Below are 18,859 nucleotides of genomic sequence, written 5' to 3'. Positions count from 1 at the left end.
GTCGAAAGGACCAAAGCTTATGGCGATTACCATCGATATCGACACCGCACGCCCCTACCAGGTGCACGTCGGCACGTTTTTGCTGGAGCAGGCGGGCCCGCTCGTCCGCGCCAACGCCGGCGGATCGCGCGCCGTCATCGTGACGGACACCAACGTAGGCCCGCTCTACCAGATGCCCGTTAAGCAGAGCCTGGAGGCTGCGGGCTATACGGTGAGTGTCTGCACCTTCGAGGCCGGCGAGGCCCACAAGCGCGCCGATACCTACATCAACATCTTGGAGTTTGTGGCCGAGCACGAGCTTTCGCGCTCCGACGTGATCGTGGCACTCGGCGGCGGCGTCGTAGGCGACGTGGCTGGCTTTGTGGCCGCCACCTACATGCGCGGCTGTAAATTTGTGCAGATCCCCACGAGCCTGCTCGCCATGGTGGACTCGTCGGTGGGCGGCAAGACGGCCATCGACCTAGCTGCCGGCAAAAACCTGGCCGGCGCCTTTTGGCAGCCGAGTGTGGTTATTGCCGACGTGGGGTGTCTCGCCACCCTCACGCCCGAGCAGTTCGCCGATGGCTGCGGAGAGGTCGTCAAACACGCCGTGATCGCCGACCCCGAGCTTTTCACCGAGTTGGAGAAGACCCCGCTCACGCTGGAGCTCCTCAACCGCGACGTTGCCCGCGTGGCGCTCATCATCGCCCGCAATATCGACATCAAGCGCGCCGTGGTCGTTGCCGACGAGCGCGAGTCCAACCAGCGCAAGCTCCTCAACTTTGGACACAGCGCTGGACACGCTGTCGAGGCCTGCGAGCACTTTGAGCTGGGACATGGCAACTGCGTGTCGATCGGCATGGGCATCATCACGCGCGCCGCAGCCCTGCACGGCATTTGCGACGCCGAGCTGCCCGGCCGCATCGAGGAGCTCTGCGCCCGCCACGGCCTCAAGACCCGCTGCGAGCTTTCCGCCGACGCCGTCTTTGCCGAGGCACTGCACGACAAAAAACGAGCCGGTGACACCATCGACCTGGTGATTCCACACGACATTGGCCGCTGCAGCATCGACCGCACGCCGCTTTCCACCTTCCATGATTTAATTGCCGAGGGCCTCGGCCAGAAGGGAGACGCCTCCGCATGCTAGCCCGCATCACTCCGTCCCCACTCAAGGGCACCGTCCCCGCCATCGCATCCAAGTCGATGGCGCACCGCCTCATCATCTGCGCCGCCCTTGCCAACGGAGAGACGCATGTGACCTGCAACACCACCTGCGCCGATATCGAGGCCACGGTGCGCTGCCTCACGGCGCTCGGCGCCCGCATCGAGACCGTCGAGGATGGCTTCCAAGTCCATCCCACTATGAAAAGTATTGAGTTTGGCCTGCTCAAAGCACTTGCCGGCAGCACGCTCGACTGCGGCGAGAGCGGCTCCACGCTCCGCTTTATGCTGCCCGTCGCCTGCGCGCTGGGAGCAGAGGCCACGTTTGTGGGCCAGGGCCGCCTGGGCGCCCGCCCGCTCTCCCCGCTCTCCGACGAGATCATCGCCGCCGGCTGCGACCTGCAGGGCCTGGGCGGCTTTCCGCTCAAGACAAGTGGCCGCATGCGCCCGGGCACGTTTATCCTGCCGGGCAACGTGAGCTCGCAGTACATTTCCGGCTTGCTGCTGGCGGCCCCGCTGCTGGCCCAGCCCTCCTGCGTGCAGGTGACCGGCCTTATCGAGAGCCGTCCCTATATCAACCTGACCATCCAGGCCATGAAGGCCTTCGGCGTCGAGGTCAACGTCGAGCGCATCCCCGCCAAGAATGGCAAGCCCGAGGTCACGAACTTCCGCGTGAGCAGCGGCTCGTACCGCACGCCCGGCAACGTAGCCGTCGAGGGCGACTGGTCCAATGCGGCCTTTTGGCTGTGTGCCGGCGCCATCGGCTCCGACCCCATCACCGTCGAGGGTGTGTCACTCAGCTCGGCCCAGGGTGATCGCAACGTGCTTGCCGCGCTCTCGCGCTTTGGCGCCCGCATCGTGCGCTCCACCAACGCCGCCACCGTGCAGTCCGACAAGCTCGCAGGCTTTGAGATGAGCGCGCACGACATCCCCGACCTGGTGCCCGTTATCTCGGCCGTAGCATCGCTGGCGCAGGGCCGCACGTTCATCCGCGATTGTGCCCGCCTACGCATCAAAGAATCCGATCGCTTGGCCACCACCACACGCGAGCTCACTGCACTGGGCGCGCAGGTGCGCATTGCCGGCGACGATCTCATCATCAAGGGCGTCGACGCCTTTACCGGCGGCGAGGTCGATTCGCACAACGACCATCGTATCGCCATGATGGCCGCCATCGCCGCGAGCCGTGCTACCGGCGAAGTTGTGATCCACGGCGCCGAGGCCGTCAACAAGTCCTATCCCGATTTCTTCGACCACTACCGCCTGCTGGGCGGCAAGGTCACGCTCGAGGAGGAGTAGCATGTCCTCGACCTTTGGCAACGTTTTGCACTTAAGCATCTTCGGCCAGTCGCACTCCCCCGCCATCGGCTGCTCGCTCGACGGCATTCCGGCAGGTATCGCCGTTGACCAGGAGCAGCTGCAGGCGTTTTTGGACCGTCGCGCCCCCGGTCGCGACGAGACCGCGACCAAGCGCCGCGAGGCCGACGCCGCGCACATCATTGCCGGCGTGGTCGATGGACACACCACCGGCGCGCCCATCGCTGCGATCATTGAGAACACCAACACGCGCTCCAAGGACTACTCCGAGCTGCGCCGCAAGCCCCGCCCCGGGCACGCAGACTTTCCGGCGCGCGTGAAGTACCACAACATGCACGACGTCGCCGGCGGCGGGCATTTCTCTGGACGTCTTACGGCCCCCTTATGCATCGCCGGCGGCATCGCGCTGCAGGCACTCGAGGCCCGCGGCATTCAGGTGATGGCGCACGTCGCGCAGATCGGCGGCATCTCCGACCTGCCCATGGACGACATGGTCTATCGCGAGGCCGACCGCAAGGCGATCCTTTCGAACGACCTACCGTGCATCGACGCTGCTGCTGCCGGCCGTATGCGCGAGGAAATACTCGCCGCGCGCAATGAACTCGATAGCATCGGCGGCATCGTGGAGTGCGGCATCTATGGGCTCCCCGCGGGTATCGGTGACCCCATGTTCGATGGCATCGAGAACCGCATCGCGCAAATCGCCTTTGGCATTCCCGCCGTAAAGGGCGTGGAGTTTGGCATGGGCTTTGCCGTGGCCGCCATGCGCGGCAGCGAGAACAACGACCCGTACCGCGTTGATGCCGAGACCGGCGAGATTGCGGTCGAGTCCAACAACGCCGGCGGCATTCTGGGCGGCATCTCCACCGGCGCGCCCGTCATGTGGCGCATGGCCGTAAAGCCGACGCCCTCCATCGGTCGCGAGCAGCAGACCGTGGACATGGACGCCATGGAAAATGCGGAGCTCTCGGTCCACGGCCGCCACGATCCCTGCATCGTCCCGCGCGCCGTCCCCGTAGCCGAGGCAGCCGCAGCGCTCGCCATCTGGGACGCCCTCCTCGAGGACGCCGCCCAGCTTTAGCCCACCCACCCCGAGGGTAGCTAATTTGGGACGGGGCTTTTTTAGCTACCCCCATATGCCAGTGAGTATTTGCCCCGGCACCCATCGATTCGCCACCAGTCAAAGGGTAGCTAAAAAAGCCCCGTCCCAAATTAACTACCCTAGGCAACGATTCACGAAAGGGGTCTCCATGGACCTTGCCGATATTCGCCAAGCCATCGACGGCATCGATACCACGCTCCTCAATAGCTTTGTCGAGCGCATGGACATTGCCACCGAGGTCGCCAAGTCAAAGATCGAGATGGGCAAGGCCGTCTTCGACCCCGCCCGCGAGCGCTCCAAACTCAACAACCTCGCCGGCCGCGCGCCCGAGCGCTACGAGGCCCAGACCATCACCCTGTTCCGCCTTCTCATGAGCATGAGCAAGGCCGAGCAGCAGCGCTACATCAACGAGCTCAAGGGCATCACGGTGTCGCAAAAGGCCCATGCCACGGCAGCAGCATTTGACACACCTTTCCCTCAGACGGCCACCGTCGCCTGCCAGGGCGTCGAGGGCGCCTACAGCCAAATCGCCGCGTGCAAGCTCTTCGACGTGCCCGATATTACGTTCTTTGAGACCTTTGAAGGCGTTATGCGCGCCGTGCGCGACGGCTTTTGCGAGTTTGGCGTGTTGCCCATCGAAAACTCAACTGCCGGATCGGTCAACGCCGTCTACGATCTTCTCGCCCAGTTCGACTTCCACATCGTGCGCTCGCTGCGCCTCAAGATCGATCACAACCTGCTCGTCAAGCCCGGCACCAAGCTCGCCGACGTGCGCGAGGTCTACAGCCATGGCCAGGCCATCGCCCAGTGCGCCGGCTTTATCGAGGCCCACGGCCTGCACGCCACCAAGTACCCCAACACGGCTATGTCAGCCGAGATGGTCGCCAACTCCGGTCGCACCGATGTCGCCGCTATCGCCTCGCGCAGCTGTGCCGCGCTCTACGGTCTGGAGGTGCTGGAGCCCAACATCCAGGACTCGGACAACAACTACACGCGCTTTGTCGTCATCAGCCGTGAGCCGCGCGTCTATCCCGGTGCCAACCGCACCTCGCTCATGATCACTACGGCAAACGAGCCGGGTGCCCTCTACCGCGTGCTCGAGCGCTTCTACGCACTCAACATCAACCTCATCAAGCTTGAGAGCCGCCCCATCCCCGGGCACGACTTTGAGTTTATGTTCTACTTTGACCTGGACTGCCCCTTTGGCAGCAAGGCCCTCGACGACTTGCTCGATTCCATCGACGACGTGTGCGAGAGTTTCACCTACTTTGGCAGCTACACGGAGGTGCTTTAGATGACCGATACCGCCGCAACCCGTCCCTACGGCGTGCTGGGACGCGTGCTGGGCCACAGCTACACCCCGACCATCTACAAGGAGCTCGCAGGGCTGGAGTATGTGCGCTTTGAGCGTGAGCCCGAGGAACTTGAGGCCTTTATGACGGGCGACGAGTGGGAGGGCACCAACGTGACCATCCCCTACAAGCGCGCCGTCATGGACTACCTGGACGAGCTGAGTCCCCTGGCCAAGCGCATGGGTAACGTCAACACCATCACGCGCCTACCCGACGGCCGCCTGCGCGGCGACAACACCGACTACTTTGGCTTCCAATGCCTGGTCGAGGAGCTGGGCGTTGAGGTTGCCGGAAAGAAGGTCCTCGTGCTCGGCGCCACCGGTGGTGCCGGCACCACAGCAAGCATGGTGCTCGGCGACCTGGGCGCCGTCGTTGTGCCTGTCGGCCGCACAAGTAAAGTCAACTACGACAACATCGCGCAGCAGTCCGACGCGGCGCTGCTCGTCAACTGCACGCCCGCCGGCATGTTCCCCCACTGCCCCGACGCCCCCTGCACGCTCGAAGGACTCGATGCGCTCGAGGGCGTCATCGACATTGTCTACAACCCCGCCCGCACGGGACTCATGCTCGAGGCCGAGCGCCGCGGCATCCCCTGCATCGGCGGCCTGCTGATGCTCGTGGCCCAAGCGGCACAGGCTGTCGAGCGCTACACCGGCCAAGTCACCCCGCGCGAGCGCATCCTGGACGTAACGGAGCGCTTGTCTCGCCGTGAGCAGAACATCGCGCTCATCGGCATGCCGGGCTCGGGCAAGACCCGCGTGGGCGAGCAGATCGCCCAGCTCACGGGCCGCGAGCACATCGACTTGGACCGCGCGCTCGAGGAGCGTTTGGGCATGTCCTGCGCCGACTTTATCGTCGAGCGCGGCGAGGCAGCCTTCCGCGAGCAGGAGACGGCGGCGCTGGCCGACATTTCCAAGCGCAGCGGCCTGGTGCTCTCCACCGGCGGCGGCGTGGTCACGCGTGACGAGAACTATCCCCTGTTGCACCAGAACAGCCAGATCGTGATGCTCAACCGCAAGCTCGACGAGCTCGCCCACAAGGGTCGCCCCATCACCGCCCGCGATGGCATCGATAAGCTCGCCGAGCAGCGCATGCCGCGCTACCGCGCCTGGGCCGACTACATCATCGACTCACGCGACTGCGCCGCCAACACCGCACGCGCCCTCCTCGACACCCTCTAAAACCTACCAAAAAGGGACAGGTTTATTTTGGCAGGTTTTATCTGGGCAAACGCCGCAGACAGCAAGCCCCGCCACCAACCAGACCGCAAAGGAAGCAACCATGAAAGCACTCGTCATCAACGGACCCAACCTCAACATGCTCGGCATTCGCGAGCCGGGCATCTACGGCAGCGACAACTACGACCGCCTGGTACAGATCTGCCAGGAGGCAGGTGCCGCACAGGGCTTTGACGAGGTCGAGGTCTTCCAGTCCAACCACGAGGGCAGCATCGTCGACAAGATCCAGGAGGCCTACGGCAAGGTCGACGGCATCGTCATCAACCCGGCGGCCTACACGCACACCAGCGTAGCCATCCTGGACGCCCTCAAGGCCGTCGCCATCCCCGCCGTGGAGGTCCACATTAGCGCCGTCGAGACGCGCGAGGACTTCCGCCAGGTGAGCTATGCGCGCCTGGCTTGCTTCGCCACCATCACCGGCGAGGGCCTGCAAGGCTACGCCCACGCGCTGGAGCTGCTGAGGGAGCGTCTGCTAGACTAATCTTTGAGACAAATGAGCCAGTGGCGTTTGCCCTGAATCATTTGTAACCGTCCAATTGACATACAAAGGAGCATATCCATGTCCCAGTACGATTACCTCGTCGTCGGCGCCGGCCTTTCGGGCGCGGTCTTTGCCAATGCCGCCAAGCGCGCCGGCAAGTCGGTCCTGGTCATCGACCGCCGCGACCACATCGCCGGCAACATCTACACCGAGGACGTCGAGGGCATCCAGGTCCACCGCTACGGAGCGCACATCTTCCACACCTCCATGAGGGACGTGTGGGACTACGTTAACCGCTTCGCCGAGTTCAACAACTACGTCAACTCGCCGGTCGCCAACTTCCACGGCAACATGTACAACATGCCCTTTAACATGAACACCTTCGCCAAGATGTGGCCGGGTGTCGTTACGCCGGCAGACGCCAAGGCCAAGATCGCCGAGCAGGTGGCCGCCGAGAACATCGGCGAGCCGCAGAACCTGGAGGAGCAGGCGCTGTCGCTCGTCGGCCGCGACATCTTCGAGACGCTCGTGAAGGGCTACACCGAGAAGCAGTGGGGCCGCGACTGCCGCGACCTGCCCGCGAGCATCATCAAGCGTCTCCCCTGCCGCTTCACCTACGACAACAACTACTTCAACGATCGCTACCAGGGCATCCCCATGGGCGGCTACACCAAGATGGTCGCCAACATGCTCGAGGGCATAGAGGTGCGCTGCGGCGTGGAGTACAAGGAGCTGATCGCCGCAGAGCCCGATATCGCCGCCAAGACGATCTACTGCGGCCCCATCGACGCGTTCTACGACTTTAAGCTGGGCACGCTCGAGTACCGCAGCCTGCGCTTTGAGACCGAGACACTCGACGAGCAGGACCACCAGGGCGTGGCCGTGGTCAACTACACCGAGCGCGAGATCCCCTACACGCGCATCATCGAGCACAAGCACTTTGAGTTCGGCACGCAGGACAAGACCGTCATCACGCGCGAGTACCCGGCCGACTGGAAGCCCGGCGACGAGCCCTACTACCCCATCAACGACGCCAAGAACGAGGCCCTCTACAAGCAATACGAGGAGCTGGCGGCGCAGGAGGGCGACGTGATCTTCGCCGGTCGCCTGGGCGGCTACAAGTACTACGACATGGACAAGGCCATCGCCGCCGCCTTCGAGCTCGTCCGCAACGAGCTGGGCGTGGAGCCGACTGAGGCGTAAACAAGGCGGTCATAAACACACAAGCAGGAAGCCCGGCACAGTTCATTGCTGTGCCGGGCCTATTTATGGAGCGATCGAAACGCACCATTTCCATTTGAGAAAAAAGGCTGTAAGTCATCCCCATGTCGTACAGCCCGTGTTTAAACAATACCACGGCAGACGCATGTGTCCCCTCTGGTTTTCAGCCCTTTAAAACCAATGCAAAAATGTATCGACTATACTTCTAACGGCAACAACCAAACTCTGGAGATCAACGTGAACTCAAACAATATTGCCGTAATCATCCCCTGCTACAACGAAGCGTTAACCATTGCAAAGGTAGTAGACGATTATCACCGCGAGCTGCCCGAAGCCACTGTCTATGTATATGACAACAACTCTAGCGACGGCACCGCCCAAATTGCACGCGAGCATGGGGCAACCGTTAAATTCGAACCCCGTCAGGGCAAGGGCAACGTTTGCCGTCAAATGTTCCGTGATATCGAGGCTGATTGTTATCTCATGGTCGATGGAGACGACACCTATCCGGCTGAGTCAGCGCGCGCACTGTGCGACCCCATCCTTGCCGGCGAAGCGGATATGACCGTAGGCGATAGACTTTCCAACGGTACATACGCCGAAGAGAACAAGCGAGCCTTCCACGGCTTTGGCAATAACCTGGTTCGCAGCATGATTAAATGGATCTACGGCTACAGCTTTGACGACGTCATGACTGGCTACCGCGCCATGAGCAAGCCCTTCGTCAAGACGTTCCCGGTACTCTCTGAAGGCTTCCAAATCGAGACGGAGCTATCCATTCACGCCGTAGACCATCGCTGGCGCATTAAAGATGTACCAATCGAGTATCGAGACCGTCCAGCCGGTTCGGAGTCCAAGCTCAATACCGTAAGCGACGGCATTCGAGTGATTGCCATGATTGGCACCCTCTTTAAGGACTACCGCCCGCTTAAGTTCTTCTCACTTGTTGCGCTCGTCTTTGCGGCGATCGGCCTCGCATTGGGAATCCCCATCGTTACGGAGTACTTTGCCACCGGTCTCGTACCGCGCTTCCCCACGGCTATGCTCGCCGCGGCGTTCATGTTCCTGTGCGGGCTTTCGCTCGCTACGGGCTTTATCCTGGACTCCGTAGCCAAGGTGGAGCGTAAGCAGTGGGAGTTGAAGGTGTACAAGGAAATAAAGAACCACGATTAAGTTAAAGCATATTTGAGATGGACGGCCCAAAAGGTGCATAGAACCATGCTCTGCGAGAAGTCATGCGCTCACGAGCGAACCCGGCTTTTATAAAAATGGCCGGGTACATGGCCCGGCCAGCTGTTTCTCTGGTGCTCCATGGCGGATTCGAACCGTCGACCTTGGGATTAGAAGTCCCCTGCTCTATCCAACTGAGCTAATGGAGCATAAAAGCCGCACGTCCAAGCGGGTACAAGTTCACACGGCTAATAAATTATAACCTACTTGAACTGGTCGTGGTACGCCTTGCAAACCTCATCCACGGGGCCATCCATGCGTAGATCGCCTTTCTCGATCCATACGGCACGCTGACAAATACGCTCAACCTGCTCCATGGAGTGAGAAACAAATAAGACCGTGACGTCGCCGCTCTCGATAAAGTGCTGAATACGACGCTCGCACTTCTGCTGGAAAAAGACATCGCCAACAGAAAGAGTCTCATCGACGATGAGGATATCGGGCTCGGTAATCGTGGCGATAGCAAAGGCGATACGCGCGACCATACCCGAAGAGAAGTTCTTCAGCGGCATGTCAACGAAGTCTTTAAGCTCAGCGAACTCAATGATATCGTCAAAGCTAGCGTCGATAAACTCCTTGGTATAGCCAAGTAGTGCACCGTTCAGATAGATGTTCTCACGCGCAGTAAGCTCCGGATCAAAGCCGGCGCCGAGCTCAATCAGCGGCGCGATATTGCCGTGGACCTTAACCTCACCTTCGCTGGGTTCCAAAACGCCAGCGATAATCTTGAGCATCGTAGACTTACCGGAACCGTTAGTACCAACAAGGCCAACAACCTCGCCGCGATGCACATCAAACGAAATGTGCTTAAGCGCACGGAATTCCTCAAAGAACAGCTCGTGCTTGGCGAGCTTAATAAAGTATTCCTTGAGGTTTGTAAGCGACTCAGACGCCATGTTAAAGATCATGGTGACGTCTTTAACCTCGACAGCAAGGGGCTGCTTGCTGTAATCAATAGCAGATTCAGTCATGAACAGCACTCCTTAGATGTAGAGAATAAACTTGTGCTCGGTCTTGTGGAACACGGTATAGCCAGCAGCAAGGGCGATAACAGCCCAAGCAACACACAGGCCAAGCGTAAGCGCAGAGGGTACGGTGTTGAACAGGAAAATATCACGCATAAACTGCAGATAGTTGTACATGGGATTCACCACAACAAGCACCTGAATCCAATGAGCCATTTGACCAATGAAGTCAGTCGTCCAGAAAATCGGCGTCAGATACATCCAGGCAGTAATGACAACACTCCACAGATGCATGACATCGCGGAAGAAGACTGCCAACGCCGAAAGCATCAGACCCAAGCCCATGCAGAAGCACATGAGCAAAAGGAGGCAAACCGGCAACAGGATTAAATGCCAAGTAGGAACCACATGGAACCAAAGCATAACCAAGGCAACAGCAACCAAAGAGAAGGCGAAGTTAACGAGCGAGAACAGCACCTTCTGCACCGGGAATACCCAGCGATGCACCTTGACCTTCTTTAGCAGTGAGGAAGCCCAAATGATGGACATAAGCGCTTGGTTCGTAGACTCGGACATGACGGAAAACGTCACGTTACCGACGATCAAATAAAGTGGATACATCTCAGGCGTGATGGAGCCATTACGACCTTGGGCAAAGATAGTCGAAAACACGATCGACATGACAATCATCATCAACAAAGGATTAAGCACGGACCAAGCTACGCCCAAAACGCTGCGACGATACTTAATCTTAAAATCCTTGGTAACCAACTGCCTGAGGATAAATTTATCCTTCTCATAATCATTTTTAGCGTGAGAGGCCGGTTTAGCCACCGCTTTTTGACTCTCTACGTTGTCAGCCACAAACCAACTCCTTATCTCGTAAAACACAACTGTGGAAAGTATAGCCCTCCCTCGTGTCGGTAAAACCAGCCTATGCAAAACTGGAAAAGTACCCATATCAGCTATGGCCAATCAACGAATTTGCTACGAGGCAAGAAAAGAACTGAGCTATTTCTGCTGTGTTTGTACTCCCAACCTATCCATGGCCCCAGTGCCCTGCCACGAGATTATCATGGTCAAGTTAAGACATGTACCCTGTAAGGAGAACGACATGCCGCGTTTTTCCATCTGCGTTTCATCATATAAAGATGAAAAATATCTGCCCGCTTGCATCGACAGCGTCCTGGCTCAATCGTTTACCGATTTTGAGCTCATCGTAGTTGACGACGGAAGTCCCGACTCCACCGCCTCGATACTTGAGCAATACGCTCAAAAGGACAGCCGTGTCATACCGCTCATCCAAGATACGAACCGCGGGCTTCACATCGGGCGAAAAATTGCCGTTGCAAAAAGCACCGGCGACTACATCATTCTCCTGGATTCAGATGACGAGCTCGGCGACGACTGCCTTGCCAAGTTCGACTCTTATCTCAACGCCACCCCCTGTGATGTCCTTCACTTTGGCATCGATGTCATTAATGCTGGCGTAAGCGATAACGAGGCTTCCAACTTCCAGAACTACATCAATGCACCCGTTGATCCCCTGTTCAATAAAGACATATTTGAAGCCGTCTTCAGTGCACGCAAGGGTTATCTTCAGGACTGGCGTATCACTCAGCGAGTCTATGCGGGAGGCTTCTTCCGCAGAATGTTTGCGGCGATGACCAACGACAGGCTTGAGCGAGCTGAGGACGCATACGAGTCTTTTGTCACACTCGCGAACGCGCGCTCGCAATACACCGCCAACGACATTGTCGGTGTACGCTATTACCTTGGTCGAGGCGTCAATTCCGACTCCTCACTCTCGGTATCGGCCTTCTTCAAAAGCGCTTCCGATTTTCAAGCTAACGTCGATCACATGAGAACATTTGCAGTCGCTTTCGATGCCTTCGACATAAAGAAGACCTGCTCGGAAGCCGCTGTAAAAATGTACGAGTTGCTTTTCAACGATTGGCTTGTTCGCGTACCAGAAGATCAAAAACTCGATGCTGCCGACGAAGCGGCAAAGGTAATGGGCAAAATGCCCGTTGCCGAAGAGCTCATGCGTCTTTCTCGCGACAGAGCGTATGGCCTTCTACAGACAAATAACACCCCCGCAAATGACATGGCCCTCGATTGGTACGAACATGCAAAGAAGCTTGCATCAACTGGCGCTGCAACTTCTCCACGTTTTATGGCGTTCTACACAGCCGCTCGCGACCACGTAAACGATCTGGTTAACATGGCAAAGCGCAAAAGCTATGAAAACCGAAACATTCGTATCTTTGTCTCAGCCCACAAACCTGTCGAGCTATTTGACAGTTCAATACTCCAGCCAGTGCAAGTTGGCTGCAGCCTTCGTAATGAAAGGTTCCCTTGGGCATTCCACGACGATAAGGGCAATAACATTTCGGGCCTCAATCCAATGTACTGCGAACTAACAACCCAGTATTGGGCTTGGAAAAACACCTCGAGCGAGTATGTCGGTTTTTGCCATTACCGTCGCTATTTTGATTTCTCGGGCACGCGCCACGATGAGAACATCTACGGCGAGATCATGGACGATTTCATCGATGCGGCATCTCAAAAGAAATACGCATTGGACGACAAGAGTATCGAGAAGTTTGTGACTCAGTACGACGTCATCACTACCGAACGCAAGGACATTCGCACCTATGCTGGACGAAATGCCACTCTGCGCTCTCAATACGATGCCGCAGATAAACTATTCGTTAAAGACCTGGACAAGATCGTTTCCATCCTCAAAAAGCAGCATCCGGAATATGGGCAGGACGCCGACAAGTTCCTCAGTGGCCACATGGGGCGCTTCTGCAACATGTTTATCATGAAGCGTGAGATTTTTAACGATTACTGCGCATGGCTCTTCCCCCTGCTAGAAGAGTTCGTTTCCATAACCGATATGTCTCGTTATTCAAAAGAAGGCGTACGTACACCCGGGCATCTTGCCGAGAGGCTACTTAATATCTACCTCATTCATCATGAACGCATAGGAGCAGGCTGGAAGATGGCCGAGCTGCAGTGTGTTCACTTTAGAAGACCGGATCGCCGCGCGTCGTTTACGGCTCCTTACGGAAAAGCAAACAGCAAGCAGATTATCCCGGTCGTTTTCGCCGCAGACAATAACTATGTCCCCATGCTTACCACCACGGTTTATTCCACGCTACTCAACGCCTCCAAAGAGTACTTCTACGATGTGGTTGTTCTCCATAGGGATATTGCTGGAGATAATCAATCGACCATGCAGCGCTTCTTTGGACAGTTTGACAACATGTCGTTGCGTTTTTGTGATGTAAGCGAATACGTGCTTCGCCATGATTTGAGCACCAACAACCCTCATATCAGCGTTGAAACGTATTACCGTTTCTTGATTCAAGAGATTTTGCCTGACTACGACAAGGTTCTATACCTTGATAGCGACCTGATTGTCCAGGGTGATATTTCTGAACTCTATGGCGTGGACTTGGGCAATAACCTCCTCGCCGCTGCCCACGATATCGATTTTTTGGGCAACCTTAACATGAAAAACGGCAAGCGGCTTACCTACGCCAAAAAGGTCTTGGGCATGAGAAACCCCTACAATTACTTTCAGGCAGGCGTTCTTGTACTCAATACCGCTGAGATGCGCGAGCTCTATTCAATTGAGACGTGGCTCGATTACGCTTCCGATGATCGCTTTATCTACAACGATCAAGATGTTCTGAACGCGCACTGCGAAGGCCGTGTAACTTGGCTCGACTACGACTGGAACGTCATGATCGACTGCAATAATCGCATTGCAAACGTCTTCTCTTTTGCACCTGCTTCTGCATTTGACGCCTTCAACGATTCACGCAATCACGAAAAAATAATTCACTATGCAGGATTCGAAAAGCCTTGGAAGTTCTCCTCGTGTGACCGAAGCGCTGCCTATTGGGCTTATGCGCGCCAGACTCCCTTTTATGAATCCCTTATGAGCATGTTGGCGGGACCGGGGAGAACGGCTTCCTCCTCCCCTCTCAAAATACACGAACATGCGATATCACCCGATAATCCGCTTCGCAAATTCATCGATCCCATCGCACCGGTCGGTAGCGCGCGGCGAGAGATGATGAAATCAGCAGTGAGGGCACTTAGGAAAAAGAAGTAGGCCATCGAAATCTAGCAAGCGACAATAAGGCTGCACATTAATGGACCCTGCTCCTTCCAAAATCCAACCGGAAGGAACAGGGTCCATCTCCTGTTCTATTTTCACACCCAGCCTCAAGATCAGCGGCGGTACGTTTTATGAACGCCAACTGAACCAAATAACGCTGTGCTTACAGCCTTAGACTTTTGCAGTTCGCTTTATTTGACAGAACTTCTTAAGGAACTCCAGCACAAATGCAAACAAAAGAGAGAGTACAAAGACTACGAACGGGCGAATAACCGCATCCCAAAAAATATTATGCAGAACATAGACATCCAAAGCCCAAATAAACACCATATGTATGGCGTAGACATCAAAACTAAGGGAAGACAGTTTAGAAAATACAGTCATGAACGGATGCTTATCAGATTGGAAAAGCGGCTCTAAAGATCTGAACAACATGAAAAGTGAGACTGAGTACACCAAAACCGGAAGGTTTAGGTAATTGTTGTAAAAATTATCGTAATCCGAATACGCCCCGGACAGCACCGTGTGCGGTACGTTGGTCTTAATTGTCATAAGTGCCATAAAAACAACGGAGCAAATCGCGACGATCAGCAAAGCGGGACGCATTCTATCGGCACAGTCTTCAAAAGGGGAATACGTAACGATGTAGTAGCCAATTAAGTAGTACATTATCGCACCCGTCAAATAGGGTACGGCAAACACTGAGAATAGATCATGGTTTGATACAAAACGATTTGCAAAAGGAATTACTGCAGTAGAGACAACGCAGAGGCAAATTGCATACTCCAGCAAACGCTTATTCGACGCAAAACAAGCCAATAGCGGAGTAATCAAATACAGAATCAAAATCGAATACATAAACCAATAAACATCGCAAATTTGATTGGTTAGAAACAGATTAATGAACTCAAAAAGGGAGAAAGATCTCGATGGAAGACCAAGTTGGGCCGGAACAAAGCAGCTAAGGACATAAATAAAAAAACTAAAGCTGACGAGCGTCATCAGAACACGCTTGAGCCTCTTTTGGAAAAAGACTTTGGTAGAGTACCGAGAACGGTATCCAACAAGATTTGCTCCGCTGATCATAAAGAAGACCGGCACGGCAAACATAAATAATGACTGCAGTACAACTGAAACAAACCACTGCATGTTGCCTTGATTAACGTATACGACAGTCGTGCAGTGGAGGACAACAACGGCAAAACAAGAAAGAACATTGAGAACGTCCATATAGTGGCGGCGTATTGTCATTAGAGAACCTTAAACTCGTTATTTAATCAGATACAGTCTCATTGACCCCGACGATAGTATCGGTTCAAAACCAGGAGTCTCATCGTTTATTTCAGTAATCCCCTTCCAGTCTTTTTTCTTGTATTGAAGATCGCGAGAATAGCGTACATGCTTGTCCTCCGCCGTATAGTCGCTACGATCAAGCAAGAGAACATACTTTGCTCCAATGTTCGCGACAGCATCTTTGACTGTAGAATCAGTTGAGATATTACAAAGACATTTGCGAATAGCGTGACTGTCCTCAGATTCTACCGAACCGAGCTTGGCATGATAGTACAGATTAAGATCGTCGACAGACCAAGCAAATGAGCTGCCATCAACAGGAAGATTAATTATGAGGCTGCCTTTTGGAACCTCTTCCTTGACTTGTTGAATAAAATCCCGTTCGGCAGCAGTGTAGGCTTGGACACGGTAGCGCGAATAGCCATTATATAGATCGTAAGAATTAAGCGTGAAAGCATTGGTCAAATCACCTCTAGAATGATCTTCCCACGCGTACGCATAATTGAATGGATAGCAATTAAGGAAAAAGAACAGTAGGGATATCAGCGCTGCAGATAGATTGAAGCCAAAGTTTCCTGGAAAAAACTTTGGATGCCTAATGGCACTGTATATAACTAGGGCAACACAGTGCAAACCAAAATACAGAAGCGGTACAAGCGAGATCACAACCATAGCGGCAACTCGCTCGGGATCCGTGTACCAAAAACCTGAAAAAAAAGAACGGGCCTCAGGTGAAAACGCCCCGGCGCCGATATATATCAGCAATATGATGGCGATACTGAAGAAAATCCATCGTTGTTCTTTTTCACGGATAACAACATAGATGGAACCTATTACAAATAGTGGAAATAGGATGACCTGAGGAATCCCAAAGAAGAAAGAGCCACTAACGATTGACTGAAGAATACACTCAAGCGACATGCCCCATTCCCAGGTGAAAGAAACGATTCCCCGCATAAACGGTAGATTATAGACAATCACCCATAATAGTGCGCAGAGAATGCAAAAGATCACCTGAGCGCATCTAGTTCTAAGAATCGAACTATTTGAGGAGGTTTTCTCACACCTAGACATAATCCCAAGCGGAATGATCCTCAGCAAAATAAATGGTGCAATCAAAAGGCAGGTGAAGATGGCAGCATTTGGATGAACACCAGCTACGCCAACAAGCGCCAAGACAAAAGAGTAGAACCTTGCCCCGCAAAAGCAAAAACGCTCACCAAAAGAGAGGGAGCGAACTAAGAAGGTAACAGCAGCGGGCACCAAACAAAATGCGGCAATATTCGGAAACGGGCCGTGAACGGCAAGCATGCGCATAGGAAATGCAACAGAGGCAAAAGAAGAGATCGCAACGATAAAGGGAGACACTTTGGTGTTCCTACAGATGGAATCTAAAAATGCCAAGATACCTAACGGATATGCAAACGCTATAAAACAAAAAATAGAAGCATTTTCCGCCACAGACGTTTGAACCCCCGTAAGGGAAACAAGCAGAGCTGCAGGTACATGCCAGACAATCGGATAATACGACCCGCTGCCCAAGAAAGCAGAAGGAGAGACAGCCGGATCGTAAAACGTCACACGTATTGTTGAGAAATTGCCCGAATCAGCGATCGATTTAATCCAGGCGAGATGCGATAGGTTGTCATCGTACTGAATGAAGGAAGAAAACCCGTCGATATTACTCAAAAACAATGCGGCAACGAGAGTAGCGCCAGCAGCTGCGCATATCCCCACCGCCGGCCATGTCAGTCGACTGACATTAGAAAAACCATCGTCTGATAGACGCGACCTTGAGTTAATCGAACGAATCGGAAGGGCAAGAAAAACGGTAAAACAAATCGTCAGCAAGACAAAAAATGCCGCCCCAGTAAGGCCCAAACCCGTTCCGATAACGCCTGCAACTAGAAAAAAGAATGCCGACAGTGCCGGAGCAAAGCAGACGAATTGAGGGTTAACCTTTTTGAAGCCAAGGCGTAAAAACAGGGTTCCGGGGAAAAACAAAATGAACACGATGATCAAAACAGAAGTAGTAAACATCCGCATTAATAACCTCTCGTTAAAAGTGCCGCTGGTTAATCGAATGCTAAAGAGCAGCGTACCGGCAAATGAAGCAACCGAATTGAAAACAGTCTAAAGCCTCCCATTGCTTACGGATTTCATCCACTCCACAATCAAGGTAACAAAAAAGAGCGCTTATTGTATTGGAAACCTCATAATTGAGTTCAAAAGGCTAAGTCTTAGCTTCTTAGCGCAACTTCCTGAATAAGTCCCCTACTTAATGAATATCAACACCCAAGTAAAGCTCTCCACAATCTTGATGACGATTGCTGTAGTCAATTCCCGGCAATCACTCGAAGCGCTGCTTAACGAACCTCAACAAACGTAGATACATTCGCAATAATTGCATCCCTCACCCATAATGAACGTTTTCCACTTCCGTTAATCAGCAATGACCCTGTAGCGCGTTCGCAAAGACACCAAACGACGGTCATCGTGGCGAACCAAACCATCATTTTGCAGACGACCTAGCACGATGCCGGGATCACGGTTTATTTCATTGGCAAAAGAAATAACGGCCGACAAACTAAAACCCCACGATCAACAAAGTCGGAGTATTTTACCGGATCAATAAGCGCATCGGCTGCAAAGCGATCGGCACGCTCCTCCTTCTCTCCAGAATCTTGATCAAAAGAAATGCCAAGATCGTCATTGAGAATATGACCAGCCTCATGAAAGAGCGTGAACCAAAAAGAATCAGCGTATAGCCTACGATCATTCACCATAAGCATAATTTTAGAGCCTATCTTTTTAGTGGCCCCATTTGTCTTAGATCCAGACAAATTTGGAAGTACAACAAGGACCACGCTAGAATCAAGAAATGCTTGACAAATTAGGGGATAAAAACTGCCATGATTCGTCGACTGTTTCAAAGCGCCATTGACCGCAAGTTCGAATTTTGATTTGTCAAACGGAGGGGCATCGACTTTCCGGGCCAAATTAATAGCAATCTGGGTCATCGCATTCGCCTTGACAACGGTCCTCTTGTCAACGTTTTCCATCGAGCTTCTAAAACTAATCGAAAGGTCTGATTTTGTTAGAACCGTAAGCGAGGCGACACCCAAGAATGAACGAACTGCTGCAACCTGTTCGGACAATCTTCTCGGGAGATCCGGTAACCCAAAGTTATTTCTGAAATAACTGTAACCGATATCCTTTAACAATCCTAGACCAAAGGAAGACCAAGATTTCCACAGTAGCCCCTCGAATCACTTCTCAGTTAACATAAACAGAATCTCCCCTATGTCGTTCCGGATTTGGTTGTAGTTACTTTGTGCCTACACCTCGGCGTGAACACGATGTGACACCTGCTCATCCACCTTGT

At 54.2% G+C, this 18,859-nt stretch carries 14 protein-coding genes and 1 tRNA gene; 9 read left to right on the top strand and 6 right to left on the bottom strand.

Features of this window, described 5'->3' with window-relative positions; all coding sequences use genetic code 11:
* The first annotated feature begins 19 nt into the window (after window positions 1-19).
* The 8 genes from aroB to ACTQ40_RS03965 all read left to right on the top strand — a co-directional run bounded on the left by aroB (window position 20) and on the right by ACTQ40_RS03965 (window position 9,024).
* Window positions 20-1,126 (top strand): 3-dehydroquinate synthase, encoded by a 1,107-nt coding sequence (aroB, locus tag ACTQ40_RS04000; RefSeq protein WP_441563397.1) that lies wholly within the window; start codon window positions 20-22, stop codon window positions 1,124-1,126.
* Window positions 1,120-2,439 (top strand): 3-phosphoshikimate 1-carboxyvinyltransferase, encoded by a 1,320-nt coding sequence (gene aroA / locus ACTQ40_RS03995; RefSeq protein ID WP_441547805.1) that lies wholly within the window; start codon window positions 1,120-1,122, stop codon window positions 2,437-2,439. The genes aroB and aroA overlap by 7 nt, the downstream gene beginning before the upstream one ends.
* 1 nt (window position 2,440) lies before the next feature.
* The gene (aroC, locus tag ACTQ40_RS03990) at window positions 2,441-3,538 is read left to right on the top strand and encodes a chorismate synthase (protein ID WP_441563396.1); all 1,098 of its coding nucleotides are present in this window, start codon (window positions 2,441-2,443) and stop codon (window positions 3,536-3,538) included.
* A 169-nt stretch (window positions 3,539-3,707) separates the two neighbouring features.
* Entirely contained in the window at window positions 3,708-4,853 is a 1,146-nt protein-coding gene (gene pheA, locus ACTQ40_RS03985) for a prephenate dehydratase (RefSeq protein ID WP_441563395.1), read from the top strand.
* Window positions 4,854-6,092 carry a shikimate kinase gene (locus ACTQ40_RS03980; RefSeq protein WP_441563394.1) on the top strand — a complete coding sequence of 413 codons (1,239 nt, stop codon included), beginning with the start codon at window positions 4,854-4,856 and terminating at the stop codon, window positions 6,090-6,092. It begins immediately after the preceding gene.
* Between the two features lie 100 nt (window positions 6,093-6,192).
* Complete coding sequence (aroQ, locus tag ACTQ40_RS03975; protein ID WP_441063103.1) at window positions 6,193-6,630, top strand: type II 3-dehydroquinate dehydratase; 438 nt, start codon at window positions 6,193-6,195, stop codon at window positions 6,628-6,630.
* A 78-nt stretch (window positions 6,631-6,708) separates the two neighbouring features.
* Window positions 6,709-7,833 carry a UDP-galactopyranose mutase gene (gene glf / locus ACTQ40_RS03970; protein WP_441560815.1) on the top strand — a complete coding sequence of 375 codons (1,125 nt, stop codon included), beginning with the start codon at window positions 6,709-6,711 and terminating at the stop codon, window positions 7,831-7,833.
* 255 nt (window positions 7,834-8,088) lie between these two features.
* Window positions 8,089-9,024 (top strand): glycosyltransferase family 2 protein, encoded by a 936-nt coding sequence (locus ACTQ40_RS03965; RefSeq protein WP_441560814.1) that lies wholly within the window; start codon window positions 8,089-8,091, stop codon window positions 9,022-9,024.
* Window positions 9,025-9,153: 129 nt separating this feature from the next.
* On the opposite strand, the gene ACTQ40_RS03960 is transcribed toward ACTQ40_RS03965, so the two are convergent.
* The 3 genes from ACTQ40_RS03960 to ACTQ40_RS03950 form a co-directional block, all read right to left on the bottom strand.
* Window positions 9,154-9,230, bottom strand: a tRNA-Arg gene (locus tag ACTQ40_RS03960).
* A 54-nt stretch (window positions 9,231-9,284) separates the two neighbouring features.
* Window positions 9,285-10,052 carry an ABC transporter ATP-binding protein gene (locus tag ACTQ40_RS03955; protein ID WP_117639984.1) on the bottom strand — a complete coding sequence of 256 codons (768 nt, stop codon included), beginning with the start codon at window positions 10,050-10,052 and terminating at the stop codon, window positions 9,285-9,287.
* Window positions 10,053-10,064: 12 nt separating this feature from the next.
* The gene (locus tag ACTQ40_RS03950) at window positions 10,065-10,910 is read right to left on the bottom strand and encodes an ABC transporter permease (RefSeq protein ID WP_441560813.1); all 846 of its coding nucleotides are present in this window, start codon (window positions 10,908-10,910) and stop codon (window positions 10,065-10,067) included.
* A gap of 250 nt (window positions 10,911-11,160) precedes the next feature.
* On the opposite strand from ACTQ40_RS03950, the gene ACTQ40_RS03945 reads away from it, so the two are divergent.
* Complete coding sequence (locus ACTQ40_RS03945) at window positions 11,161-14,175, top strand: DUF4422 domain-containing protein (RefSeq protein ID WP_441560811.1); 3,015 nt, start codon at window positions 11,161-11,163, stop codon at window positions 14,173-14,175.
* 177 nt (window positions 14,176-14,352) lie between these two features.
* Here the strand turns inward: ACTQ40_RS03945 and ACTQ40_RS03940 are convergent, their stop codons facing one another.
* From ACTQ40_RS03940 to ACTQ40_RS03930, 3 genes are all read right to left on the bottom strand, one after another.
* Window positions 14,353-15,411, bottom strand: coding sequence for an acyltransferase (locus ACTQ40_RS03940; protein ID WP_441563393.1), 1,059 nt, complete (start codon window positions 15,409-15,411; stop codon window positions 14,353-14,355).
* Window positions 15,412-15,450: 39 nt separating this feature from the next.
* Complete coding sequence (locus ACTQ40_RS03935) at window positions 15,451-17,514, bottom strand: DUF6541 family protein (protein ID WP_441560807.1); 2,064 nt, start codon at window positions 17,512-17,514, stop codon at window positions 15,451-15,453.
* 512 nt (window positions 17,515-18,026) lie between these two features.
* Complete coding sequence (locus ACTQ40_RS03930) at window positions 18,027-18,494, bottom strand: ImmA/IrrE family metallo-endopeptidase (RefSeq protein ID WP_441560806.1); 468 nt, start codon at window positions 18,492-18,494, stop codon at window positions 18,027-18,029.
* Window positions 18,495-18,859 lie beyond the last annotated feature (365 nt).

This window comes from Collinsella sp. Sow4_D11 (assembly GCF_052116465.1).
Lineage (GTDB): Bacteria > Actinomycetota > Coriobacteriia > Coriobacteriales > Coriobacteriaceae > Collinsella.
Note: the sequence above shows the minus strand (reverse complement) of the source record. Positions and strands in the feature narration are given on the sequence as shown.

What these genes read in the sequence shown, in the direction of transcription:
- ACTQ40_RS03930 (WP_441560806.1), bottom strand. Translation starts at nt 18,494, where the DNA reads ATGACCCAGATTGCTATTAATTTGGCCCGGAAAGTCGATGCCCCTCCG.
- ACTQ40_RS03935 (WP_441560807.1), bottom strand. Translation starts at nt 17,514, where the DNA reads ATGTTTACTACTTCTGTTTTGATCATCGTGTTCATTTTGTTTTTCCCC.
- ACTQ40_RS03955 (WP_117639984.1), bottom strand. Translation starts at nt 10,052, where the DNA reads ATGACTGAATCTGCTATTGATTACAGCAAGCAGCCCCTTGCTGTCGAG.
- glf (WP_441560815.1), top strand. Translation starts at nt 6,709, where the DNA reads ATGTCCCAGTACGATTACCTCGTCGTCGGCGCCGGCCTTTCGGGCGCG.
- aroC (WP_441563396.1), top strand. Translation starts at nt 2,441, where the DNA reads ATGTCCTCGACCTTTGGCAACGTTTTGCACTTAAGCATCTTCGGCCAG.
- aroQ (WP_441063103.1), top strand. Translation starts at nt 6,193, where the DNA reads ATGAAAGCACTCGTCATCAACGGACCCAACCTCAACATGCTCGGCATT.
- aroB (WP_441563397.1), top strand. Translation starts at nt 20, where the DNA reads ATGGCGATTACCATCGATATCGACACCGCACGCCCCTACCAGGTGCAC.
- ACTQ40_RS03980 (WP_441563394.1), top strand. Translation starts at nt 4,854, where the DNA reads ATGACCGATACCGCCGCAACCCGTCCCTACGGCGTGCTGGGACGCGTG.
- ACTQ40_RS03945 (WP_441560811.1), top strand. Translation starts at nt 11,161, where the DNA reads ATGCCGCGTTTTTCCATCTGCGTTTCATCATATAAAGATGAAAAATAT.
- ACTQ40_RS03940 (WP_441563393.1), bottom strand. Translation starts at nt 15,411, where the DNA reads ATGGACGTTCTCAATGTTCTTTCTTGTTTTGCCGTTGTTGTCCTCCAC.
- aroA (WP_441547805.1), top strand. Translation starts at nt 1,120, where the DNA reads ATGCTAGCCCGCATCACTCCGTCCCCACTCAAGGGCACCGTCCCCGCC.
- pheA (WP_441563395.1), top strand. Translation starts at nt 3,708, where the DNA reads ATGGACCTTGCCGATATTCGCCAAGCCATCGACGGCATCGATACCACG.